17 protein-coding genes are annotated in these 17,802 nt (G+C 46.3%); all 17 read right to left on the reverse strand.

All coding sequences use genetic code 11. The features are described 5' to 3' along the window. Positions 1 to 38: 38 nt before the first annotated feature. A complete protein-coding gene (gene rpmC, locus L696_RS0124220) occupies positions 39 to 236 on the reverse strand; it encodes a 50S ribosomal protein L29 (protein WP_014278310.1) in 198 nt (65 codons plus the stop codon). Further along, the gene (gene rplP / locus L696_RS0124225) at positions 226 to 660 is read right to left on the reverse strand and encodes a 50S ribosomal protein L16 (protein ID WP_007432576.1); all 435 of its coding nucleotides are present in this window, start codon (positions 658 to 660) and stop codon (positions 226 to 228) included. The genes rpmC and rplP overlap by 11 nt, the downstream gene beginning before the upstream one ends. A 2-nt stretch (positions 661 to 662) precedes the next feature. Then, positions 663 to 1,328 (reverse strand): 30S ribosomal protein S3, encoded by a 666-nt coding sequence (rpsC, locus tag L696_RS0124230; RefSeq protein WP_014278312.1) that lies wholly within the window; start codon positions 1,326 to 1,328, stop codon positions 663 to 665. A gap of 13 nt (positions 1,329 to 1,341) precedes the next feature. Next, a complete protein-coding gene (rplV, locus tag L696_RS0124235) occupies positions 1,342 to 1,674 on the reverse strand; it encodes a 50S ribosomal protein L22 (RefSeq protein WP_013312157.1) in 333 nt (110 codons plus the stop codon). 36 nt (positions 1,675 to 1,710) lie between these two features. Further along, a complete protein-coding gene (gene rpsS, locus L696_RS0124240) occupies positions 1,711 to 1,989 on the reverse strand; it encodes a 30S ribosomal protein S19 (protein WP_025685935.1) in 279 nt (92 codons plus the stop codon). A gap of 72 nt (positions 1,990 to 2,061) precedes the next feature. After that, on the reverse strand, positions 2,062 to 2,892 hold the full coding sequence (rplB, locus tag L696_RS0124245) for a 50S ribosomal protein L2 (protein ID WP_025685936.1): 831 nt from the start codon (positions 2,890 to 2,892) through the stop codon (positions 2,062 to 2,064). Between the two features lie 30 nt (positions 2,893 to 2,922). After that, positions 2,923 to 3,213 (reverse strand): 50S ribosomal protein L23, encoded by a 291-nt coding sequence (gene rplW, locus L696_RS0124250; protein ID WP_013312159.1) that lies wholly within the window; start codon positions 3,211 to 3,213, stop codon positions 2,923 to 2,925. Next, positions 3,213 to 3,836 (reverse strand): 50S ribosomal protein L4, encoded by a 624-nt coding sequence (rplD, locus tag L696_RS0124255; RefSeq protein WP_025685937.1) that lies wholly within the window; start codon positions 3,834 to 3,836, stop codon positions 3,213 to 3,215. Before rplD ends, rplW begins: the two co-directional genes overlap by 1 nt. 26 nt (positions 3,837 to 3,862) lie before the next feature. Beyond that, complete coding sequence (gene rplC / locus L696_RS0124260) at positions 3,863 to 4,486, reverse strand: 50S ribosomal protein L3 (RefSeq protein WP_013312161.1); 624 nt, start codon at positions 4,484 to 4,486, stop codon at positions 3,863 to 3,865. A gap of 32 nt (positions 4,487 to 4,518) precedes the next feature. Continuing rightward, positions 4,519 to 4,827 (reverse strand): 30S ribosomal protein S10, encoded by a 309-nt coding sequence (gene rpsJ, locus L696_RS0124265; protein ID WP_005544556.1) that lies wholly within the window; start codon positions 4,825 to 4,827, stop codon positions 4,519 to 4,521. Between the two features lie 339 nt (positions 4,828 to 5,166). Further along, a complete protein-coding gene (gene tuf, locus L696_RS0124270) occupies positions 5,167 to 6,357 on the reverse strand; it encodes an elongation factor Tu (RefSeq protein WP_025685938.1) in 1,191 nt (396 codons plus the stop codon). A 95-nt stretch (positions 6,358 to 6,452) separates the two neighbouring features. Further along, positions 6,453 to 8,531 (reverse strand): elongation factor G, encoded by a 2,079-nt coding sequence (gene fusA, locus L696_RS0124275; RefSeq protein ID WP_025685939.1) that lies wholly within the window; start codon positions 8,529 to 8,531, stop codon positions 6,453 to 6,455. Positions 8,532 to 8,578: 47 nt separating this feature from the next. Continuing rightward, positions 8,579 to 9,049 carry a 30S ribosomal protein S7 gene (rpsG, locus tag L696_RS0124280; protein WP_007432586.1) on the reverse strand — a complete coding sequence of 157 codons (471 nt, stop codon included), beginning with the start codon at positions 9,047 to 9,049 and terminating at the stop codon, positions 8,579 to 8,581. 50 nt (positions 9,050 to 9,099) lie between these two features. Next, on the reverse strand, positions 9,100 to 9,522 hold the full coding sequence (gene rpsL / locus L696_RS0124285; protein WP_007432587.1) for a 30S ribosomal protein S12: 423 nt from the start codon (positions 9,520 to 9,522) through the stop codon (positions 9,100 to 9,102). A 143-nt stretch (positions 9,523 to 9,665) separates the two neighbouring features. Further along, positions 9,666 to 9,917, reverse strand: a complete 252-nt coding sequence (locus tag L696_RS0124295; RefSeq protein ID WP_014278316.1) for a ribosomal L7Ae/L30e/S12e/Gadd45 family protein — start codon at positions 9,915 to 9,917, stop codon at positions 9,666 to 9,668. Between the two features lie 231 nt (positions 9,918 to 10,148). After that, positions 10,149 to 13,763, reverse strand: a complete 3,615-nt coding sequence (gene rpoC / locus L696_RS0124300; protein ID WP_025685940.1) for a DNA-directed RNA polymerase subunit beta' — start codon at positions 13,761 to 13,763, stop codon at positions 10,149 to 10,151. A gap of 144 nt (positions 13,764 to 13,907) precedes the next feature. Continuing rightward, positions 13,908 to 17,453, reverse strand: coding sequence for a DNA-directed RNA polymerase subunit beta (rpoB, locus tag L696_RS0124305; protein WP_025685941.1), 3,546 nt, complete (start codon positions 17,451 to 17,453; stop codon positions 13,908 to 13,910). Between the last annotated feature and the right edge of the window lie 349 nt (positions 17,454 to 17,802).

Raw genomic sequence — 17,802 nt, forward strand, 5'->3', positions numbered from 1 at the left:
TCCTAATGACAGGCGGAATCTCCACCCGGTCTGATATCTTAGCTAATCCCAAGTTCTCTTTCACGGATCACGGTTTTAGCACGAGCAATTTCCTTACGTACATCGCCGATCCGAGTCGGGTTATCAAGCTGACCGGTAGCGAGTTGAAAACGAAGGTTAAAGAGTTCTTCTTTGAACCCAGAGATCTTTTGTTCAATTTCAGCAGTGGTTAGGTTGCGAAATTCACTAGCCTTCATTTGCTTCACCACCCAATTCTTCACGTTTCACAAACTTAGTTTTGATTGGCAGTTTGTGAGCGGCAAGACGCATTGCTTCACGAGCAATCTCTTCCGGAACACCAGCAAGTTCGAACATAATCTTACCTGGTTTCACTACTGCAACCCATTTTTCTACGTTACCTTTACCACTACCCATACGAACCTCAAGAGGCTTCTGAGTAATTGGTTTGTCAGGGAAAATTTTAATCCAAACCTTACCACCACGTTTGATGTAACGAGTCATCGCAATACGAGCAGCTTCGATCTGACGGTTAGTAATCCATGCAGGTTCAGTAGCTTGCAAACCATACTCACCAAAGTTCAGTGTAGTGCCGCCTTTTGCACGACCCTTCATATGACCACGTTGTTGCTTACGATGTTTTACGCGTTTTGGTACCAACATGATTAGTTGCCTCCTTCCTGAGGAGCTTGTTTCTTAGCTGGAGGAAGAACCTCTCCACGATAGATCCATACTTTTACGCCAATACGGCCGTAAGTAGTATGAGCTTCCGCTGTACCGTAGTCAATGTCGGCACGAAGCGTATGAAGTGGAACTGTTCCTTCGCTGTACCCTTCGGAACGAGCGATTTCAGCACCGCCAAGACGTCCGCCTACTTGAGTTTTAATTCCTTTTGCTCCAGAACGCATAGTTCTTTGGATCGCTTGTTTCAAAGCACGACGGAAAGAAACGCGACGTTCCAATTGTTGTGCAATGCTCTCAGCAACCAAGATTGCATCCAGCTCAGGATTTTTAATTTCAGAGATATTGATGTGTACCTTTTTACCGCCTGCGATTTTAGTGATTTCATTACGCAAGTTTTCAACTTCGGAACCACCCTTACCGATAACCATACCAGGTTTCGCAGTGTGAATCGTTACGTTGACGCGGTTAGCTGCTCTCTCGATTTCAACACGGGATACAGCGGAATCTTTCAATCTTTTTTTCAGATGTTCACGAATTCTAACGTCTTCCAGCAAAAGATCACCGAAATCTTTGCCTGCATACCATTTGGATTCCCAATCACGGATAATACCGATTCGGAGTCCGACGGGATTTACCTTTTGGCCCACACGTTTTCCCTCCTTATTTTTCAGATACCACCAGAGTAATATGACTGGTGCGTTTATTGATGCGGCTTGCACGACCCATTGCACGCGGGCGGAACCGTTTCATTGTAGGACCTTGGTTTACAAAAACTTGCGATACTACCAACTTGTTCACGTCCAAAGAGTAGTTGTGGTCTGCATTTGCAATAGCAGAATTCAACAGCTTCTCAACGACTGGTGAAGCGGATTTCGGAGTGTGGCGAAGAATTGCAATCGCCTCACCAACCTGCTTACCGCGGATCAAATCGATAACGAGTTTAACTTTACGAGCGGAAATCCGTACGGATTTAGCATGTGCTTTTGCTTCCATTGAGTTTACCTCCTCTCAAACACTACGCTGTGTTGATTATCTTCTTGTTTTCTTATCGTCATCCGTATGGCCTTTATAGGTACGTGTTGGAGCGAATTCGCCCAATTTGTGTCCGACCATATCTTCCGTTACGTATACTGGCACGTGTTTACGACCATCATATACACCAAACGTATGTCCGATAAATTGTGGGAAAATCGTAGAGCGACGGGACCAAGTTTTGATCACGACTTTTTTGTCCGATTCGTTCAAAACCTCTACTTTTTTCAGCAGGTAACCATCAACGAATGGTCCTTTTTTGAGACTGCGACCCATGTATGAATCCTCCCTTCGTTAAAACGTTGTCGTTCCTTAATATGTTAACGTGCGACTTAAGCGCACGTCTTATTACTTAGTACGACGACGAACGATGTATTTATCAGATGCTTTACCTTTTTTACGTGTTTTGTAACCAAGGGTTGGTTTACCCCATGGAGACATCGGAGATTTACGTCCGATTGGAGCGCGACCTTCACCACCACCGTGTGGGTGATCGTTAGGGTTCATAACAACACCGCGAACTTCAGGACGTTGTCCCAACCAACGGCTACGTCCGGCTTTACCGATCTTCACCAATTCATGGTCTTCGTTACCAACAGAACCGATTGTAGCGCGGCAAACTTTCAGAACGCGACGAACTTCACCAGAAGTCAAACGAATTGTTACATACTTCTCTTCTTTACCAAGAAGCTGGGCTTCCGTACCGGCAGCACGAACGAGTTGACCACCTTTGCCCGGTTTCAATTCGATGTTGTGGATAACCGTACCTACTGGAATGTTTTCCAAAGGCAAAGAGTTACCGATTTTGATATCGGAACCTACGCCGGATACCACTTCGTCCCCTACTTTCAAGCCTTTAGGAGCGATGATGTAACGTTTTTCACCATCCACATAGTGGATAAGTGCGATGTTGGACGTACGGTTTGGATCATATTCGATCGTAGCAACGCGGCCCGGTATTCCATCTTTGTTACGTTTAAAATCGATAATACGGTATTTACGTTTGTGTCCGCCGCCTTGATGACGAACCGTAATTTTACCTTGGTTATTACGTCCAGCTTGCTTGCTCAGAGGCGCCAGCAACGATTTCTCGGGCTGATTAGTCGTGATCTCCTCGAAAGTAGATACAGACATAGCACGTCTGGCCGGGGACGTCGGTTTATACTTTTTAATTGGCACTGAGTTTCCCTCCTTACTTTACAGTTTCAATTATACCGTTTCAAAAAACTCAAGCGGCTTACTATCTTTGCTCAGCGTTACGAACGCTTTTTTCCACTCGCTCGTATAGCCGGAATGACGGCCGTAGCGTTTTGGTTTTGCAGGAACACGAAGCGTGTTTACGTTACTTACTTTCACGTTAAAGATCGCTTCAATTGCTTTTTTAACTTCGACTTTATTGGAACGAATGTCTACCTCGAAAACGTATTTCAAGTCATTCATCATACCAGCCGTACGTTCGGTGATTACCGGACGTTTGATAATATCACGAGGATCCTTCATTACGCGAGCACCTCCTCTACCTTCTGAACTGCTTCCTTCGTAATGATCAGTTTGTCGTGTCCAAGCACGTCAAGAACATTAATGCCGTCTGCGGATACAAACTTCACACCAGGAATATTACGAGCGGACAGAGCCACATTATCATCATAGCTAGGAGCTACGATCAATGCTTTACGGTCAGCTTTAAGGTTGTTCAAAATGGCTGCGAATTCTTTCGTTTTAGGTCCGTTCAGTGTAAGAGCGTCCAATACAATGATTTCATTCTCAATCACTTTGGAAGACAAAGCCGATTTGATCGCCAAGCGACGAACCTTTTTAGGCAATTTGTAAGCATAGCTGCGTGGAGTCGGACCAAATACAGTACCGCCACCAACCCATTGCGGTGCACGGATCGAACCTTGACGAGCGCGGCCAGTACCTTTTTGTTTCCAAGGTTTACGTCCGCCACCACGTACTTCAGAACGTCCTTTTACTTTGTGAGTACCTTGACGCAGGGAAGCCAATTGCATAACAACAGCGTCATGAAGAACGTGTTTATTCGGTTCGATACCGAATACTGCGTCGTTCAATTCAATTTCGCCAACTTGGCTGCCGCTAATATTGAAAAGTGCTACTTTTGGCATTTCGTGTTCCTCCTTTCTTCAGTTGTTTATTTTTTCACCGTTTCTAGTACTTTAACGAAGCTGTTTTTAGGTCCTGGAATGGAGCCTTTCACGAGCAATACATTACGTTCTGTATCGATCTTAACAACTTCAAGGCGTTGGATCGTTACCGTTTCATGCCCCATGTGTCCTGGCAGGTGTTTACCTTTAGGAACGCGGTTAGCTTGAATGGAGCCCATCGAACCTGGACCTCTGTGGTAACGCGAGCCGTGTGCCATTGGTCCGCGGCTTTGTCCCCAACGTTTGATAACGCCGGCAAAACCTTTACCTTTAGAAATACCTGTTACGTCAACGAATTCGCCTTCTGTGAAGACATCAGCCTTCAGTTCTTGGCCAACCTCGTACGCAGCAAGGTCGATGCCACGAAGTTCACGAACGTAGCGCTTAGGTGCAGTATTTGCTTTTTTCGCATGTCCTGCTTCAGGTTTGTTGGATCTTTTTTCTTTTTTATCAGAGAAACCGAGTTGAATAGCTTCGTATCCATCGTTTTCCAGATCTTTCTTTTGCAGAACAACACAAGGGCCCGCTTCGATAACCGTAACAGCAAGTACGTTACCTTCAGGGGTAAACACTTGAGTCATTCCGAGTTTTTTTCCTAAGATACCTTTCATGTTGACACCTCTTTTCTTTTCCTAATCACAAATTACAATTTAATTTCGATATCTACACCGGACGGCAGGTCCAAGCGCATCAAGGCATCCACAGTTTGTGGAGTCGGGTTAACAATGTCGATCAAACGCTTATGTGTGCGCATTTCGAACTGCTCCCGGGAATCCTTGTACTTGTGTACCGCACGGAGAATAGTAATGATTTGTTTTTCAGTTGGCAGCGGAATTGGTCCGGATACACCTGCGCCCGAACGTTTAGCTGTTTCAACAATTTTCTCAGCGGATTGATCAAGAATTCTGTGGTCGTAAGCTTTCAAACGAATACGAATCTTTTGCTTTGCCATTTTAGTCCCTCCTTCTATCGCCCAATTTGGTATCGGACATACTCCGTGAAAATTTTCCGACATCCCTCCCATGGCAAAGGGGCCGGGTGTGTCAGTAACCTCTCACATCATCGCACAGTCACAAACAACATTAGTTATTATATCTAATAGTTCTGCCTATTGCAAGCAAAAACGAAAAAACAATGTATCTTATTTTGAAAAGATACAATTGCACTCGCAGCTCGCGATTTATTCAAGAGAAAAGCCCCCGCACTAGGGCGGGGGCTTCTTTTAGCTCCGTTCCAATACAATGTTACTCGTTCCAGTACAATGTTGCTTTATTTAAAGGCCAAGGCCTTCTTATTTAGAGATTGTTGCTACCGCGCCAGCGCCAACTGTACGTCCACCTTCACGAATAGAGAACTTAGTTCCTTCTTCGATAGCGATTGGGTTGATCAGTTGAACAGTAACTGTGATGTTGTCACCAGGCATTACCATTTCGGTACCTTCTGGCAAAGTGATGATACCAGTTACGTCAGTTGTACGGAAGTAGAACTGTGGACGGTAACCAGTGAAGAAAGGTTTGTGACGTCCACCCTCTTCTTTAGTCAAAACGTAGATTTGAGCAGAGAATTCTGTATGAGGTTTAACAGAACCTGGTTTAGCCAATACTTGGCCACGCTCAATTTGTGCACGATCTACACCGCGAAGCAATGCGCCGATGTTATCGCCAGCTTGAGCAGAGTCAAGCAATTTACGGAACATCTCTACGCCTGTTACTACGGATTTACGGGATTCTTCTTGAATACCGATGATTTCGATTTCGTCGCCCACTTTAACAGTACCACGCTCTACACGGCCTGTAGCAACTGTACCACGACCCGTGATGGAGAATACGTCCTCGACAGGCATCAAGAAAGGCTTGTCAGTGTCGCGTTCTGGAGTTGGGATGTAAGTGTCGATTGTTTCGAACATTTCAACGATTTTCTTAGCATAGTCGCCCTCTGGGTTTTGCAGAGCTTCACGAGCGGAACCGCGAATGATTGGAGTGTCGTCGCCTGGGAAGTCATATTCGCTCAGCAAGTCACGAACTTCCATTTCAACCAGTTCCAACAGCTCTTCGTCTTCAACCATGTCACATTTGTTCAGGAATACAACGATGTAAGGAACGCCTACTTGGCGGGACAACAGGATGTGTTCGCGAGTTTGCGGCATTGGGCCGTCAGCTGCGGATACAACCAGAATCGCTCCGTCCATTTGTGCAGCGCCAGTGATCATGTTTTTAACATAGTCGGCGTGACCTGGGCAGTCAACGTGTGCATAGTGACGGTTAGGTGTTTCGTATTCCACGTGTGCTGTGGATATTGTGATACCGCGTTCGCGCTCTTCTGGAGCTTTATCGATTTGGTCGAATGCTACAGCAGCACCACCGTAAGTTTTGGACAATACAGTTGTGATTGCAGCAGTCAAAGTAGTTTTACCATGATCGACGTGACCAATAGTACCGATGTTAACGTGCGGTTTGTTACGTTCAAACTTAGCCTTTGCCATTTGAACAATTCCTCCTCAATAACTTGTTTTATTTTTAGGCTGTCGGATTCCTCATGGACAAACCTTGAGGTATACCGATCAGCTGATACATTGTATTACTCGCCGCCTTTGGTTTTGGCAACGATCTCTTCAGCAATGCTCTTCGGAACTTCTTCATAATGAGAAAGCTCCATGGAGAACACGCCGCGTCCTTGCGTACCGGAACGAAGTGTTGTCGAGTATCCAAACATCTCGGACAAAGGCACCTTCGCACGAATGATCTGAGCTCCACTGCGGGAGTCCATACCTTCAATCCGTCCGCGACGGGAGTTCAACATACCCATTACGTCACCCATGTATTCCTCAGGAACCGTTACTTCAACTTTCATAATCGGCTCAAGCAATACTGGTTTACATTTGTCTTTCGCTGCTTTCAGCGCCATTGATCCGGCAATTTTAAACGCCATTTCATTGGAATCGACATCATGGTATGATCCGTCCACGATTGTAGCTTTAACGTCCACAAGCGGGAAGCCTGCGATAACGCCATTTTTCATTTGTTCCTCAATACCAGCAAGAGCAGGAGCGATGTACTCTCTAGGAACAGAGCCGCCGACTACCTTACTTTCGAATTGGCTACCAGTACCTGGCTCAAGCGGTTCGAACTCAACCCATACGTGACCGTATTGACCACGACCACCGGATTGACGAACGAATTTACCTTCGACACGTGCTGGAGCACGGAATGTTTCACGATAAGCAACCTGTGGTTTACCCACATTGGTTTCCACCTTGAACTCACGACGCATACGGTCGATGATGATATCAAGGTGAAGCTCACCCATACCTGCCAAGATGGTTTGGCCTGTTTCTTCGTTAGTATGAGCGCGAAGAGTTGGATCTTCTTCGGTCAATTTACCGAGGGCAACAGACATTTTATCTTGGTCAGCTTTGGTTTTAGGCTCAACCGCGATTTCGATAACCGGATCAGGGAAATTCATGGACTCGAGAATAACTGGATTCTTCTCATCACACAGTGTATCACCTGTACCTGTATCTTTCAATCCTACGGCTGCCGCAATATCACCGGAGTAAACTACAGTGATTTCTTGACGGCTGTTCGCATGCATTTGAAGAATACGTCCGATACGTTCGCGCTTGCCTTTTGTTGCATTCAATACGTATGAACCGGATTGAAGAACACCGGAGTATACGCGGAAGAATGTCAACTTACCAACGTAAGGGTCCGTCATGATTTTGAAGGCCAATGCAGAGAAAGGCTCTTCATCGGAAGAGTGACGTTCAACTTCCGTACCGTCTTCCAAATGCCCTTGAATACTTGGCACGTCAGTAGGAGCCGGCAAGTAGTCGAGAACAGCATCCAGCATCAGCTGAACACCTTTGTTACGGTAAGAAGATCCACAGATAACTGGGAAGATTTTAACTTCTACAACACCTTTACGGAGAGCGGCTTTAATTTCGGCAACCGAAATTTCTTCGCCTTCCAGGTATTTCATTGTCAATTCTTCGTCCAGTTCAGCAACCTTCTCGATCAATTCATTGCGAAGTTCTTCAACTTGATCTTTGAATTCCGCAGGAATTTCTACTTCTTCGATATCTTGACCAAGATCATCTTTGTACATATGAGCTTTTTGTTCAACGATATCGATAATACCAATAAAATCATTTTCTGCACCGATTGGCAATTGAATCGCAACTGCGTTCGCTTGAAGGCGATCACGCATGTCGGAGACAACATTCAGGAAGTCGGCACCAATGATATCCATTTTGTTTACATATGCGATCCGTGGAACTCCGTAGCGATCAGCCTGTCTCCATACGGTTTCGGACTGAGGCTCAACGCCTTCTTTCGCACTGAAAACACCAACTGCTCCGTCCAATACACGAAGGGAACGTTCAACTTCAACAGTGAAGTCAACGTGCCCCGGGGTGTCGATGATATTGACGCGGTGACCTTTCCAGGCAGCGGTCGTCGCAGCGGAAGTAATCGTGATTCCGCGCTCTTGTTCTTGTTCCATCCAGTCCATTGTCGCAGCGCCTTCGTGAACTTCACCGATTTTGTGCGTACGTCCTGTGTAGAACAAGATCCGCTCTGTTGTTGTGGTTTTACCCGCGTCAATATGAGCCATGATCCCGATATTACGTGTATTCGTCAAGGAGAACTCTCTTGCCATGAAATGGGTCTCCCTTCAAAATTGAAGTTATTTTTTTGAGCTGAATCCTACCAACGGTAGTGAGCAAACGCTTTGTTCGCTTCAGCCATTTTGTGCGTATCTTCGCGTTTTTTCACGGAAGCGCCTGTGTTGTTGGAAGCATCAATAATTTCAGCCGCCAAACGCTCTTCCATCGTTTTCTCACCGCGATTGCGGGAGTAGTTTACGAGCCAACGTAAACCCAGGGAAGTACGTCTTTCTGGTTTTACCTCGATTGGTACTTGGTAGTTGGCACCGCCGACACGGCGTGCTTTAACTTCCAGGACTGGCATGATATTCTTGATAGCTGCTTCAAAAACTTCCATCGGGTCATTCCCCGTACGTTCTTGGATAAGCTTGAACGCATTGTACAGAATGCTTTGAGCAACGCCTCGTTTTCCGTCGAGCATGATGCGGTTGATCAGGCGGGTAACCAACTTGCTGTTGTATACCGGATCTGGCAACACATCTCTTTTGGTAACTGGACCTTTGCGTGGCATGGATATCCCCCTTTCTTACATGTTAAACCGATTTATTCGGTTTATATTCATTAGGATTTTTTAGCTTTAGGGCGTTTTGCGCCGTATTTGGAACGAGCTTGCATGCGGTTGTTTACGCCTGCAGTATCCAAAGCACCGCGAACGATATGGTAACGTACACCCGGAAGGTCTTTTACACGACCGCCGCGAATCAGCACTACGCTATGTTCTTGCAGGTTGTGTCCGATACCCGGAATGTAAGCAGTCACCTCTACACGGTTCGTCAAACGAACACGAGCATATTTACGAAGTGCGGAGTTTGGTTTTTTTGGAGTCATAGTACCTACACGAGTGCATACTCCGCGTTTTTGCGGGGCACTGATGTCGGTAGCTTCACGTTTCAAGGCGTTAAAACCTTTTTGCAAAGCCGGTGATTTCGATTTCTCGATTTTGGCTTGACGTCCTTTACGAACCAGTTGGTTAATAGTTGGCATTGTGGTTGCCACCCCCTTCCTCAATTTTTCCTGTTACTTCACAAACCATTTCTAAGCCCACAGACCCAGGCGGTTCATAAAAGAACAAATGAAAAGTCTTTGCCGCCAAGAATTCATTCTCTTAGACAAAAACGTTCCTTACCCTATTGTTTTACGATAGCAGCCATAGCGGCTCCCACTTCAATCCCACATGCAGCTCCGAGATTTTTCATTGTATCTACAAGAGTCACCTTGACTCCTTGCTTGTTGCACAAAGCAATGATGTTGGAAGTGAGACGTGGATCTGCGTCTTCCGCCACATATACTTCAGAGGCGAAGCCCAATTCGACCATACGAATGGTTTGTTTGGTACCGATTTTGACATGAGCATCTTGCAGTCCCTGTTCTTTAGACATATCTCATTCCTCCGAAAAGACACAATAGCATATAGGCTACTCACGCACCTTTGCTATATTAGCATTGACTATAAGCAATGTCAAGACAATTATCGACTATAGTTTACTTAACAAAGAAATACATTTCATTTCAAGAAAAAGCGCCGGAACACCGTCTGACAAAGCCATAATCTAAAAGCTTCATCAGAGATGCGATGTTCCGGGCCCATCATGCCATTTATTAACGTTATATTACTCGGCCGAAATCGGTTCGAGTTCTTCGGACGAGGATTGCTCCCCTTCCGGTTGGGCAAATTTCACACTGCGGTAACGATTCATACCTGTACCCGCAGGGATCAACTTACCAATAATGACATTCTCTTTCAGACCAAGCAACTGATCGACTTTGCCTTTTATAGCCGCATCGGTCAGCACACGAGTGGTCTCTTGGAAGGAAGCTGCTGACAAGAAGGAGTCAGTTTCCAGAGATGCCTTGGTAATACCAAGCAGAACCGGTTTGGCTACGGCTGGCTCTTGGCCACTGAGAATTGCTGTTTTGTTCGCATTTTCATACTCGTGCACATCAACAAAGGAGCCCGGAAGCAACGTGGTATTCCCCGCATCAAGGATACGGATTTTACGCAGCATTTGACGAACCATAACTTCCACGTGCTTATCATTGATTTCTACGCCCTGATTCCGGTATACGCGTTGAACTTCCTGAAGGATATAGTTCTGTACCCCGCGAATACCTTTAATACGCAGCATTTCTTTAGGGTCGATTGAACCGTCTGTCAGTTCATCCCCGGCTTCAACAGTCATGCCTTCGCTTATGCGCAGACGAGAACCATACGTAACCGAATAAGTTTTCGTTTCAGCTTCACCCTGAATGTCGATCTCACGGCGATCTTTACCTTCACGAATTTCTTTAACTGTACCGTCAATTTCACTGATGGTTGCCTGACCTTTAGGATTACGCGCTTCGAAAAGTTCCTGAATACGCGGCAAACCTTGTGTAATATCGTCGCCCGCTACACCGCCTGTGTGGAATGTACGCATTGTAAGCTGGGTTCCTGGTTCACCGATGGATTGTGCCGCGATAATACCAACTGCTTCACCAATCTCAACGTGTTTGCCAGTAGCCAGATTGCGACCGTAGCATTTCTTGCAGACGCCATGTTTGGCACGGCAGCTCAGTACAGAACGAATTTGAACCTTTTGTACACCAGCTTTAACAATTGCTTCAGCTTTGTCGGAATCGATCAATTCGTTACGGCCAGCCAAAATCTCGCCAGTCTCCGGATGACGTACCGTTTCAAAGCAATAGCGACCTTCCAGACGGTCATACAGGTCCTCAATAACTTCTTTACCGTCCTGAATACGGCTTACTGTAAAGCCTTTGTCAGTCCCGCAATCTTCTTCACGCACGATAACATCCTGTGCCACATCGACAAGACGACGAGTCAGGTAACCTGAGTCAGCCGTACGAAGCGCTGTATCCGCCAAGCCTTTACGCGCTCCGTGAGTGGAGATGAAGTACTCGAGTACTGTCAAACCTTCACGGAAGTTCGATTTAATTGGGAGCTCGATAATGCGACCGGATGGATTCGCCATCAGACCACGCATACCGCCGAGCTGGGTAATCTGTGATTTGTTACCCCGCGCTTTGGAGTCTACCATCATCATGATGGAGTTATAGCGATCCATGGACTTCATCAGCACTTCGGTAATATCATCTTTCGCTTTGGACCAAATATCAATAATCCGGTCATAGCGTTCCTCGTTCGTAATCAGACCACGACGGTATTGATTCGTTACGACTTGCGCTTTGTCCTCAGAACCTTTAAGAATTTCTTGTTTTTCCACTGGCACGATAACGTCCGATACAGCAACAGTTACACCTGCACGAGTAGAATACGTAAAGCCAAGCTGTTTGATTTTATCCAAAATCACAGCTGTTTCTGTTGTATGGTAAGTTTCAAAGCAACGGGCGATAATGTTACCAAGATAGTCCTTACCCACCCCGCCAGCTTGCGGAGCATTTTGAATCGCTTCTGTAAGATTTACACCCTTCTCGTAAACAAAGAATTCCTCCGCAGTACCATAAAGCAGGTTGGCACGGGTAGCATCATTGATATACGGGAAGCTGGCCGGGAAAATTTCATTAAAGATAATTTTACCAACCGTGGTGATCAGCATCGCATCCTGTTGTTTTTCCGTAAAGCTCGTTTTATTCAAAGCTTTAACCGGAATAGCTACACGAGCATGAAGACCCGCTGTACCGCGCTGGTAAGCCGATATAGCCTCGTTCATATTGCGAAGGATCATGTTGCTGCCTTCTTCTTCTTTGTTATCCATAGTCAGATAGAAAGAACCAAGGACCATATCCTGGGAAGGAGTAACAACAGGTTTGCCGTCTTTCGGATTCAAAATGTTACCGGATGCCAGCATGAGCAAACGAGCTTCTGCTTGGGCTTCCGCAGACAATGGAACGTGAACCGCCATTTGGTCACCGTCAAAGTCGGCATTATATGCCGTACATACGAGCGGATGCAAACGGATTGCACGACCTTCAACCAAAATCGGTTCAAACGCCTGAATACCGAGTCTATGCAGTGTAGGGGCACGGTTCAGAAGAACCGGATGCTCCTTAATTACTTCTTCGAGCACATCCCATACTTCTGCGCTCACGCGCTCTACTTTACGTTTCGCGCTCTTGATGTTGTGTGCAAGACCTTTGTTAACCAGTTCCTTCATCACAAAAGGCTTGAACAATTCCAACGCCATTTCTTTCGGCAAACCGCATTGGTACATTTTCAAGTACGGACCTACAACGATAACAGAACGACCGGAGTAGTCAACACGTTTTCCGAGCAAGTTTTGACGGAAACGTCCTTGTTTACCTTTCAGCATGTGGCTGAGGGATTTCAAAGGACGGTTACCCGGACCTGTAACAGGGCGGCCACGACGACCATTATCGATCAGAGCGTCAACAGCTTCCTGCAACATCCGTTTTTCATTTTGTACGATAATATCCGGTGCACCCAGATCTAGCAAGCGTTTCAGACGGTTGTTACGGTTGATAACACGGCGGTACAAGTCATTCAAGTCAGAGGTAGCAAAACGTCCACCATCCAGCTGTACCATCGGACGGAGCTCAGGAGGAATAACAGGCAGCACGTCCATGATCATCCAGTCCGGCTGGTTGCCGGAATTACGGAACGCCTCAATCACTTCAAGACGCTTGATCGCACGGTTGCGGCGTTGTCCTTGAGCTGTACGCAGCTCTTCTTTCAGGAATTCCAGTTCTTTGTCTATATCCAAATCTTGAAGGAGCTTCTTAACCGCTTCAGCACCCATACCTGCCTGAAATCCGTAGCCATATTTCTCACGGTAGCTGCGGTATTCTTTCTCGGACAGGAGTTGCTTTTTCTCCAACGGCGTATCTCCCGGATCAGTTACAACATAAGATGCGAAGTAAATGATCTCTTCCAGAGATCTTGGAGACATATCAAGAGCAAGACCCATACGGCTCGGAATGCCTTTAAAGTACCAAATATGCGATACAGGGGCAGCCAGTTCGATGTGACCCATACGTTCACGACGAACCTTAGCGCGGGTAACCTCTACGCCACAACGGTCACAGACAACACCTTTATAGCGCACGCGTTTGTACTTACCGCAATGACATTCCCAGTCTTTCGTAGGTCCGAAAATTTTCTCGCAAAATAGTCCTTCTTTTTCCGGTTTAAGCGTACGATAGTTAATCGTCTCCGGTTTTTTGACTTCTCCGCGGGACCAAGAACGAATCTTTTCGGGGGAAGCAAGCCCGATTTTCATATATTCGAAATTGTTAACGTCCAACAAGGAGCAACCCTCCTTAACCAAATCCTGAGTTTTTAGGTTTGATACCGCCCGGCAGCACCGGGCGGTATCAAGAAGCCCGATCCATCCTGTAGAGAATGGATCAAGGCATATAACAAAGCTGATATGATTCAGTCAGCAGACAGACTACTCTACGCCAACCTCAGAGCCTTCCAGATTTAAACTCAGCTTGTCGCTGGTTGTATCATCTTCATCATCAAGCTCTCTCATTTCGATCTCTTGTTCATCACCGGACAGAATCTTCACGTCCATACCCAAGCTTTGCAGCTCTTTGATCAAGACCTTGAATGATTCAGGCACACCCGGTTCAGGTACATTTTCACCTTTGACGATGGATTCGTATGTTTTAACACGTCCAACCACATCATCGGATTTGACTGTCAAAATTTCCTGAAGCGTGTAAGCCGCGCCGTAGGCTTCCAGCGCCCATACTTCCATCTCCCCGAAGCGCTGACCACCGAATTGAGCTTTACCACCCAACGGCTGTTGCGTAACGAGAGAGTAAGGACCTGTAGAACGAGCATGGATTTTATCGTCAACCATATGCGCCAGTTTGATCATGTGCATGACACCGACAGTAACTTCACGTTCAAAACGATCACCTGTACGTCCGTCATACAACACCGTCTTACCATTGCGCTGCATGCCTGCCTCTTCCATCGTATCAAAAACGTCATACTCCTTGGCACCATCGAATACCGGCGTTGCCACATGAATACCAAGACGCATTGCAGCCATACCCAGATGAATTTCAAGCACCTGTCCGATGTTCATCCGTGAAGGTACGCCCAGTGGATTAAGAACGACCTGAACTGGTGTACCGTCCGGCAGGAACGGCATATCTTCTTCAGGCAAAATACGGGCAACGACACCCTTGTTACCGTGACGTCCGGCCATTTTATCGCCTTCGGAAATTTTACGTTTTTGAGCAATATATACACGAACCAGTTGGTTCACGCCTGGTGGCAGTTCGTCGCCATTCTCACGTGTAAATACTTTGACGTCCACAACAATCCCGTCTGTTCCGTGAGGAACCCTCAAAGAAGTGTCGCGAACCTCGCGTGCCTTCTCACCAAAGATTGCATGCAAGAGGCGCTCTTCGGCTGTCAGCTCCGTTACACCCTTAGGTGTTACTTTACCAACAAGAATGTCACCTGCGCCGATTTCGGCACCAATGCGGATAATTCCACGCTCATCCAGATTACGGAGCGCTTCTTCACCGACATTCGGAATATCACGGGTGATTTCTTCCGGTCCAAGCTTCGTGTCGCGAGCTTCGGATTCGTATTCCTCAATATGAATGGAGGTGTATACGTCTTCCTTAACCAGCTTTTCACTCAGCAGGATCGCATCCTCGTAGTTGTAACCTTCCCAAGTCATGAAGGCAACGACAACGTTACGTCCCAATGCCAATTCGCCCATCTCTGTGGAAGGACCATCTGCGAGAATATCGCCAGCTTTCACCACATCGCCTCTGTTGACGATTGGACGTTGGTTAATGCATGTTCCTTGGTTCGAACGCATAAATTTGTGTAATTTATGCTTAACTATGTCGCCCTTCACTTCGGAACCATCTACTGTTTCGATACGGCGCAGCCAAATTTCGTTAGCTGAAGAACGTTCGATCACACCGTCGTATTTGGATACAATACATACCCCGGAATCTTTTGCAGCCTTGTGCTCCATTCCTGTTCCGACCAAAGGAGACTTCGGAATCAACAAAGGAACGGCCTGCCGTTGCATATTGGAACCCATCAACGCACGGTTGGAGTCATCGTTTTCCAGGAACGGAATCAGTGCAGTTGCCACGGACACTACCTGTTTAGGCGATACATCCATATAATCAACACGGCTACTTGCCATTGGAATGATGTTATCAGACTGCTTGTTGTAACGGACAATGACGACTTCTTCCTTAAAGGTGCTGTCCTCTGTCAGTTCCTCATTTGCCTGGGCTACGATGTAGTTATCTTCTTCATCAGCCGTCAGGTAATCAATTTGGTCTGTAACTTTTCCGGTTTTCGGATCTACCCAACGATAAGGAGCTTCGATAAATCCGTACTCATTGATACGCGCGAAGGTAGACAAGGAGTTGATCAAACCAATGTTTGGTCCCTCTGGTGTCTCGATAGGACACATACGGCCGTAGTGACTCGGATGGACGTCACGTACTTCCATGCCCGCGCGTTCGCGTGTCAAACCGCCGGGTCCGAGTGCGGACAAACGACGTTTGTGTGTCAATTCGGCAAGCGGATTCGTCTGATCCATAAACTGGGAGAGCTGGGAGCTACCAAAGAACTCCTTAATCGAAGCAATTACCGGACGTATGTTAATCAGCGCCTGTGGCGTAATCACATTAGCATCCTGAATCGACATTCTTTCGCGCACCACGCGTTCCATACGGGATAAACCGATACGGAACTGGTTCTGGAGCAATTCACCTACAGAGCGCAAACGACGGTTGCCCAAATGGTCAATATCGTCCGTGCTTCCGATTCCGTGAAGTAAGTTAATAAAATAACTGATGGAGGAAATAATATCGGCAGGCGTAATATTTTTAACCGATTTATCAATATTTCCGTTGGCAATCAGTTTTACAACTTTACCATCCTCAATCGGCGAGAATATGTCGATCGTTTGAAGAGGAATATCATTGCTTTCCAGCACGCCAGCAGCAACATGATACGTTCGGTGTCCTACCGATTCCTCAAGCTGGGCCAAAATCTCGTCCAACAGGCGGCGATCCACCATTTGTCCTGCTTCAGCGATGATTTCACCGGTTGTCGTATCAATCAAAGTCTCAGCAAGCCGTTGATTGAACAGACGGTTTTTGATGTGAAGCTTTTTATTGATTTTGTAACGGCCTACGTTGGCCAGATCATAACGTTTTGGATCAAAGAAACGTGCAACGAGCAAGCTCTTTGCATTATCCAGTGTAGGTGGCTCACCCGGACGAAGACGCTCATAAATCTCAATCAGCGCTTTTTCCGTAGAATCTGTGTTGTCTTTATCAAGAGTGTTACGGATATATTCGTCATTGCCGAGCAAATCCAGAATCTCAGCATCAGTGCCAAAGCCAAGCGCACGCAGCAACACCGTAACCGGAATTTTACGGGTACGGTCAATCCGGACATAGATAATGTCCTTCGCATCCATCTCCAGTTCGAGCCAAGCCCCCCGGTTAGGAATTACCGTTGCGGTGTATGTTGTTTTCGCATTCTTGTCGACTTTTGTGCTGAAATAGACGCTGGGAGAGCGAACCAACTGGCTGACAATAACCCGTTCCGCACCGTTAATAATAAACGTACCCGTATCAGTCATCAGCGGGAAGTCTCCCATAAATACTTCCTGCTCTTTAACTTCCCCGGTCTCTTTATTAATAAGCCGGACTTTTACCCGAAGCGGTGCTGCATACGTTACGTCGCGTTCCTTTGCGTCGTCAACGGTATATTTGGGTTCTCCGAGAGAATAATCGATAAACTCCAAAATCAGATTTCCTGTGAAATCCTGAATTGGCGAAATATCCCGAAACATCTCCCGCAATCCTTCCTCCAAAAACCAATCATAGGATTTTTGCTGGATCTCAATCAGGTTCGGAACCTCGAGTACCTCGTTAATACGTGCATAACTGCGCCGAGTGCGTCGACCATATTGAACAAGATGTCCTGCCAACTTAAACTCACCCCTCATGTCTACTCACTTTAAAAATTCATTGCGAACCTTTGTTTGTGACCTTATAATAAGACACAGACAGAAGATTCAATCCACAAATACAGAAAAGCCCTTACTCGAATGCATTCGAAAAAAGAGCGACGTATCTGCAGAATCCTCTTACCGGAAGATCTTCATCACTTGTAGATTTGCCCAAAATGATTGTATTATACGTAATAGGTATAAATACTATACCCGCCTACGCATAAACCTATTGACATTTCAACAAACTAAAGCCATGGAGGGCATCCTAATACTGACATTTTATAATAATATCACAGACCAGGATTCAAGTCAATGGTCCTATTGC

Source organism: Paenibacillus maysiensis, from assembly GCF_000520815.1.
Taxonomy (GTDB): domain Bacteria; phylum Bacillota; class Bacilli; order Paenibacillales; family Paenibacillaceae; genus Paenibacillus; species Paenibacillus maysiensis.

Excerpts from the sequence above, each read along its gene's own strand:
- tuf (WP_025685938.1), bottom strand. The coding sequence starts at position 6,357 with ATGGCAAAGGCTAAGTTTGAACGTAACAAACCGCACGTTAACATCGGT.
- rpmC (WP_014278310.1), bottom strand. The coding sequence starts at position 236 with ATGAAGGCTAGTGAATTTCGCAACCTAACCACTGCTGAAATTGAACAA.
- rplW (WP_013312159.1), bottom strand. The coding sequence starts at position 3,213 with ATGAAGGATCCTCGTGATATTATCAAACGTCCGGTAATCACCGAACGT.
- rpsG (WP_007432586.1), bottom strand. The coding sequence starts at position 9,049 with ATGCCACGCAAAGGTCCAGTTACCAAAAGAGATGTGTTGCCAGATCCG.
- rplV (WP_013312157.1), bottom strand. The coding sequence starts at position 1,674 with ATGGAAGCAAAAGCACATGCTAAATCCGTACGGATTTCCGCTCGTAAA.
- rplP (WP_007432576.1), bottom strand. The coding sequence starts at position 660 with ATGTTGGTACCAAAACGCGTAAAACATCGTAAGCAACAACGTGGTCAT.
- rpsJ (WP_005544556.1), bottom strand. The coding sequence starts at position 4,827 with ATGGCAAAGCAAAAGATTCGTATTCGTTTGAAAGCTTACGACCACAGA.
- rplD (WP_025685937.1), bottom strand. The coding sequence starts at position 3,836 with ATGCCAAAAGTAGCACTTTTCAATATTAGCGGCAGCCAAGTTGGCGAA.
- fusA (WP_025685939.1), bottom strand. The coding sequence starts at position 8,531 with ATGGCAAGAGAGTTCTCCTTGACGAATACACGTAATATCGGGATCATG.
- rpsS (WP_025685935.1), bottom strand. The coding sequence starts at position 1,989 with ATGGGTCGCAGTCTCAAAAAAGGACCATTCGTTGATGGTTACCTGCTG.
- rpsL (WP_007432587.1), bottom strand. The coding sequence starts at position 9,522 with ATGCCAACTATTAACCAACTGGTTCGTAAAGGACGTCAAGCCAAAATC.
- L696_RS0124295 (WP_014278316.1), bottom strand. The coding sequence starts at position 9,917 with ATGTCTAAAGAACAGGGACTGCAAGATGCTCATGTCAAAATCGGTACC.
- rplC (WP_013312161.1), bottom strand. The coding sequence starts at position 4,486 with ATGAAAGGTATCTTAGGAAAAAAACTCGGAATGACTCAAGTGTTTACC.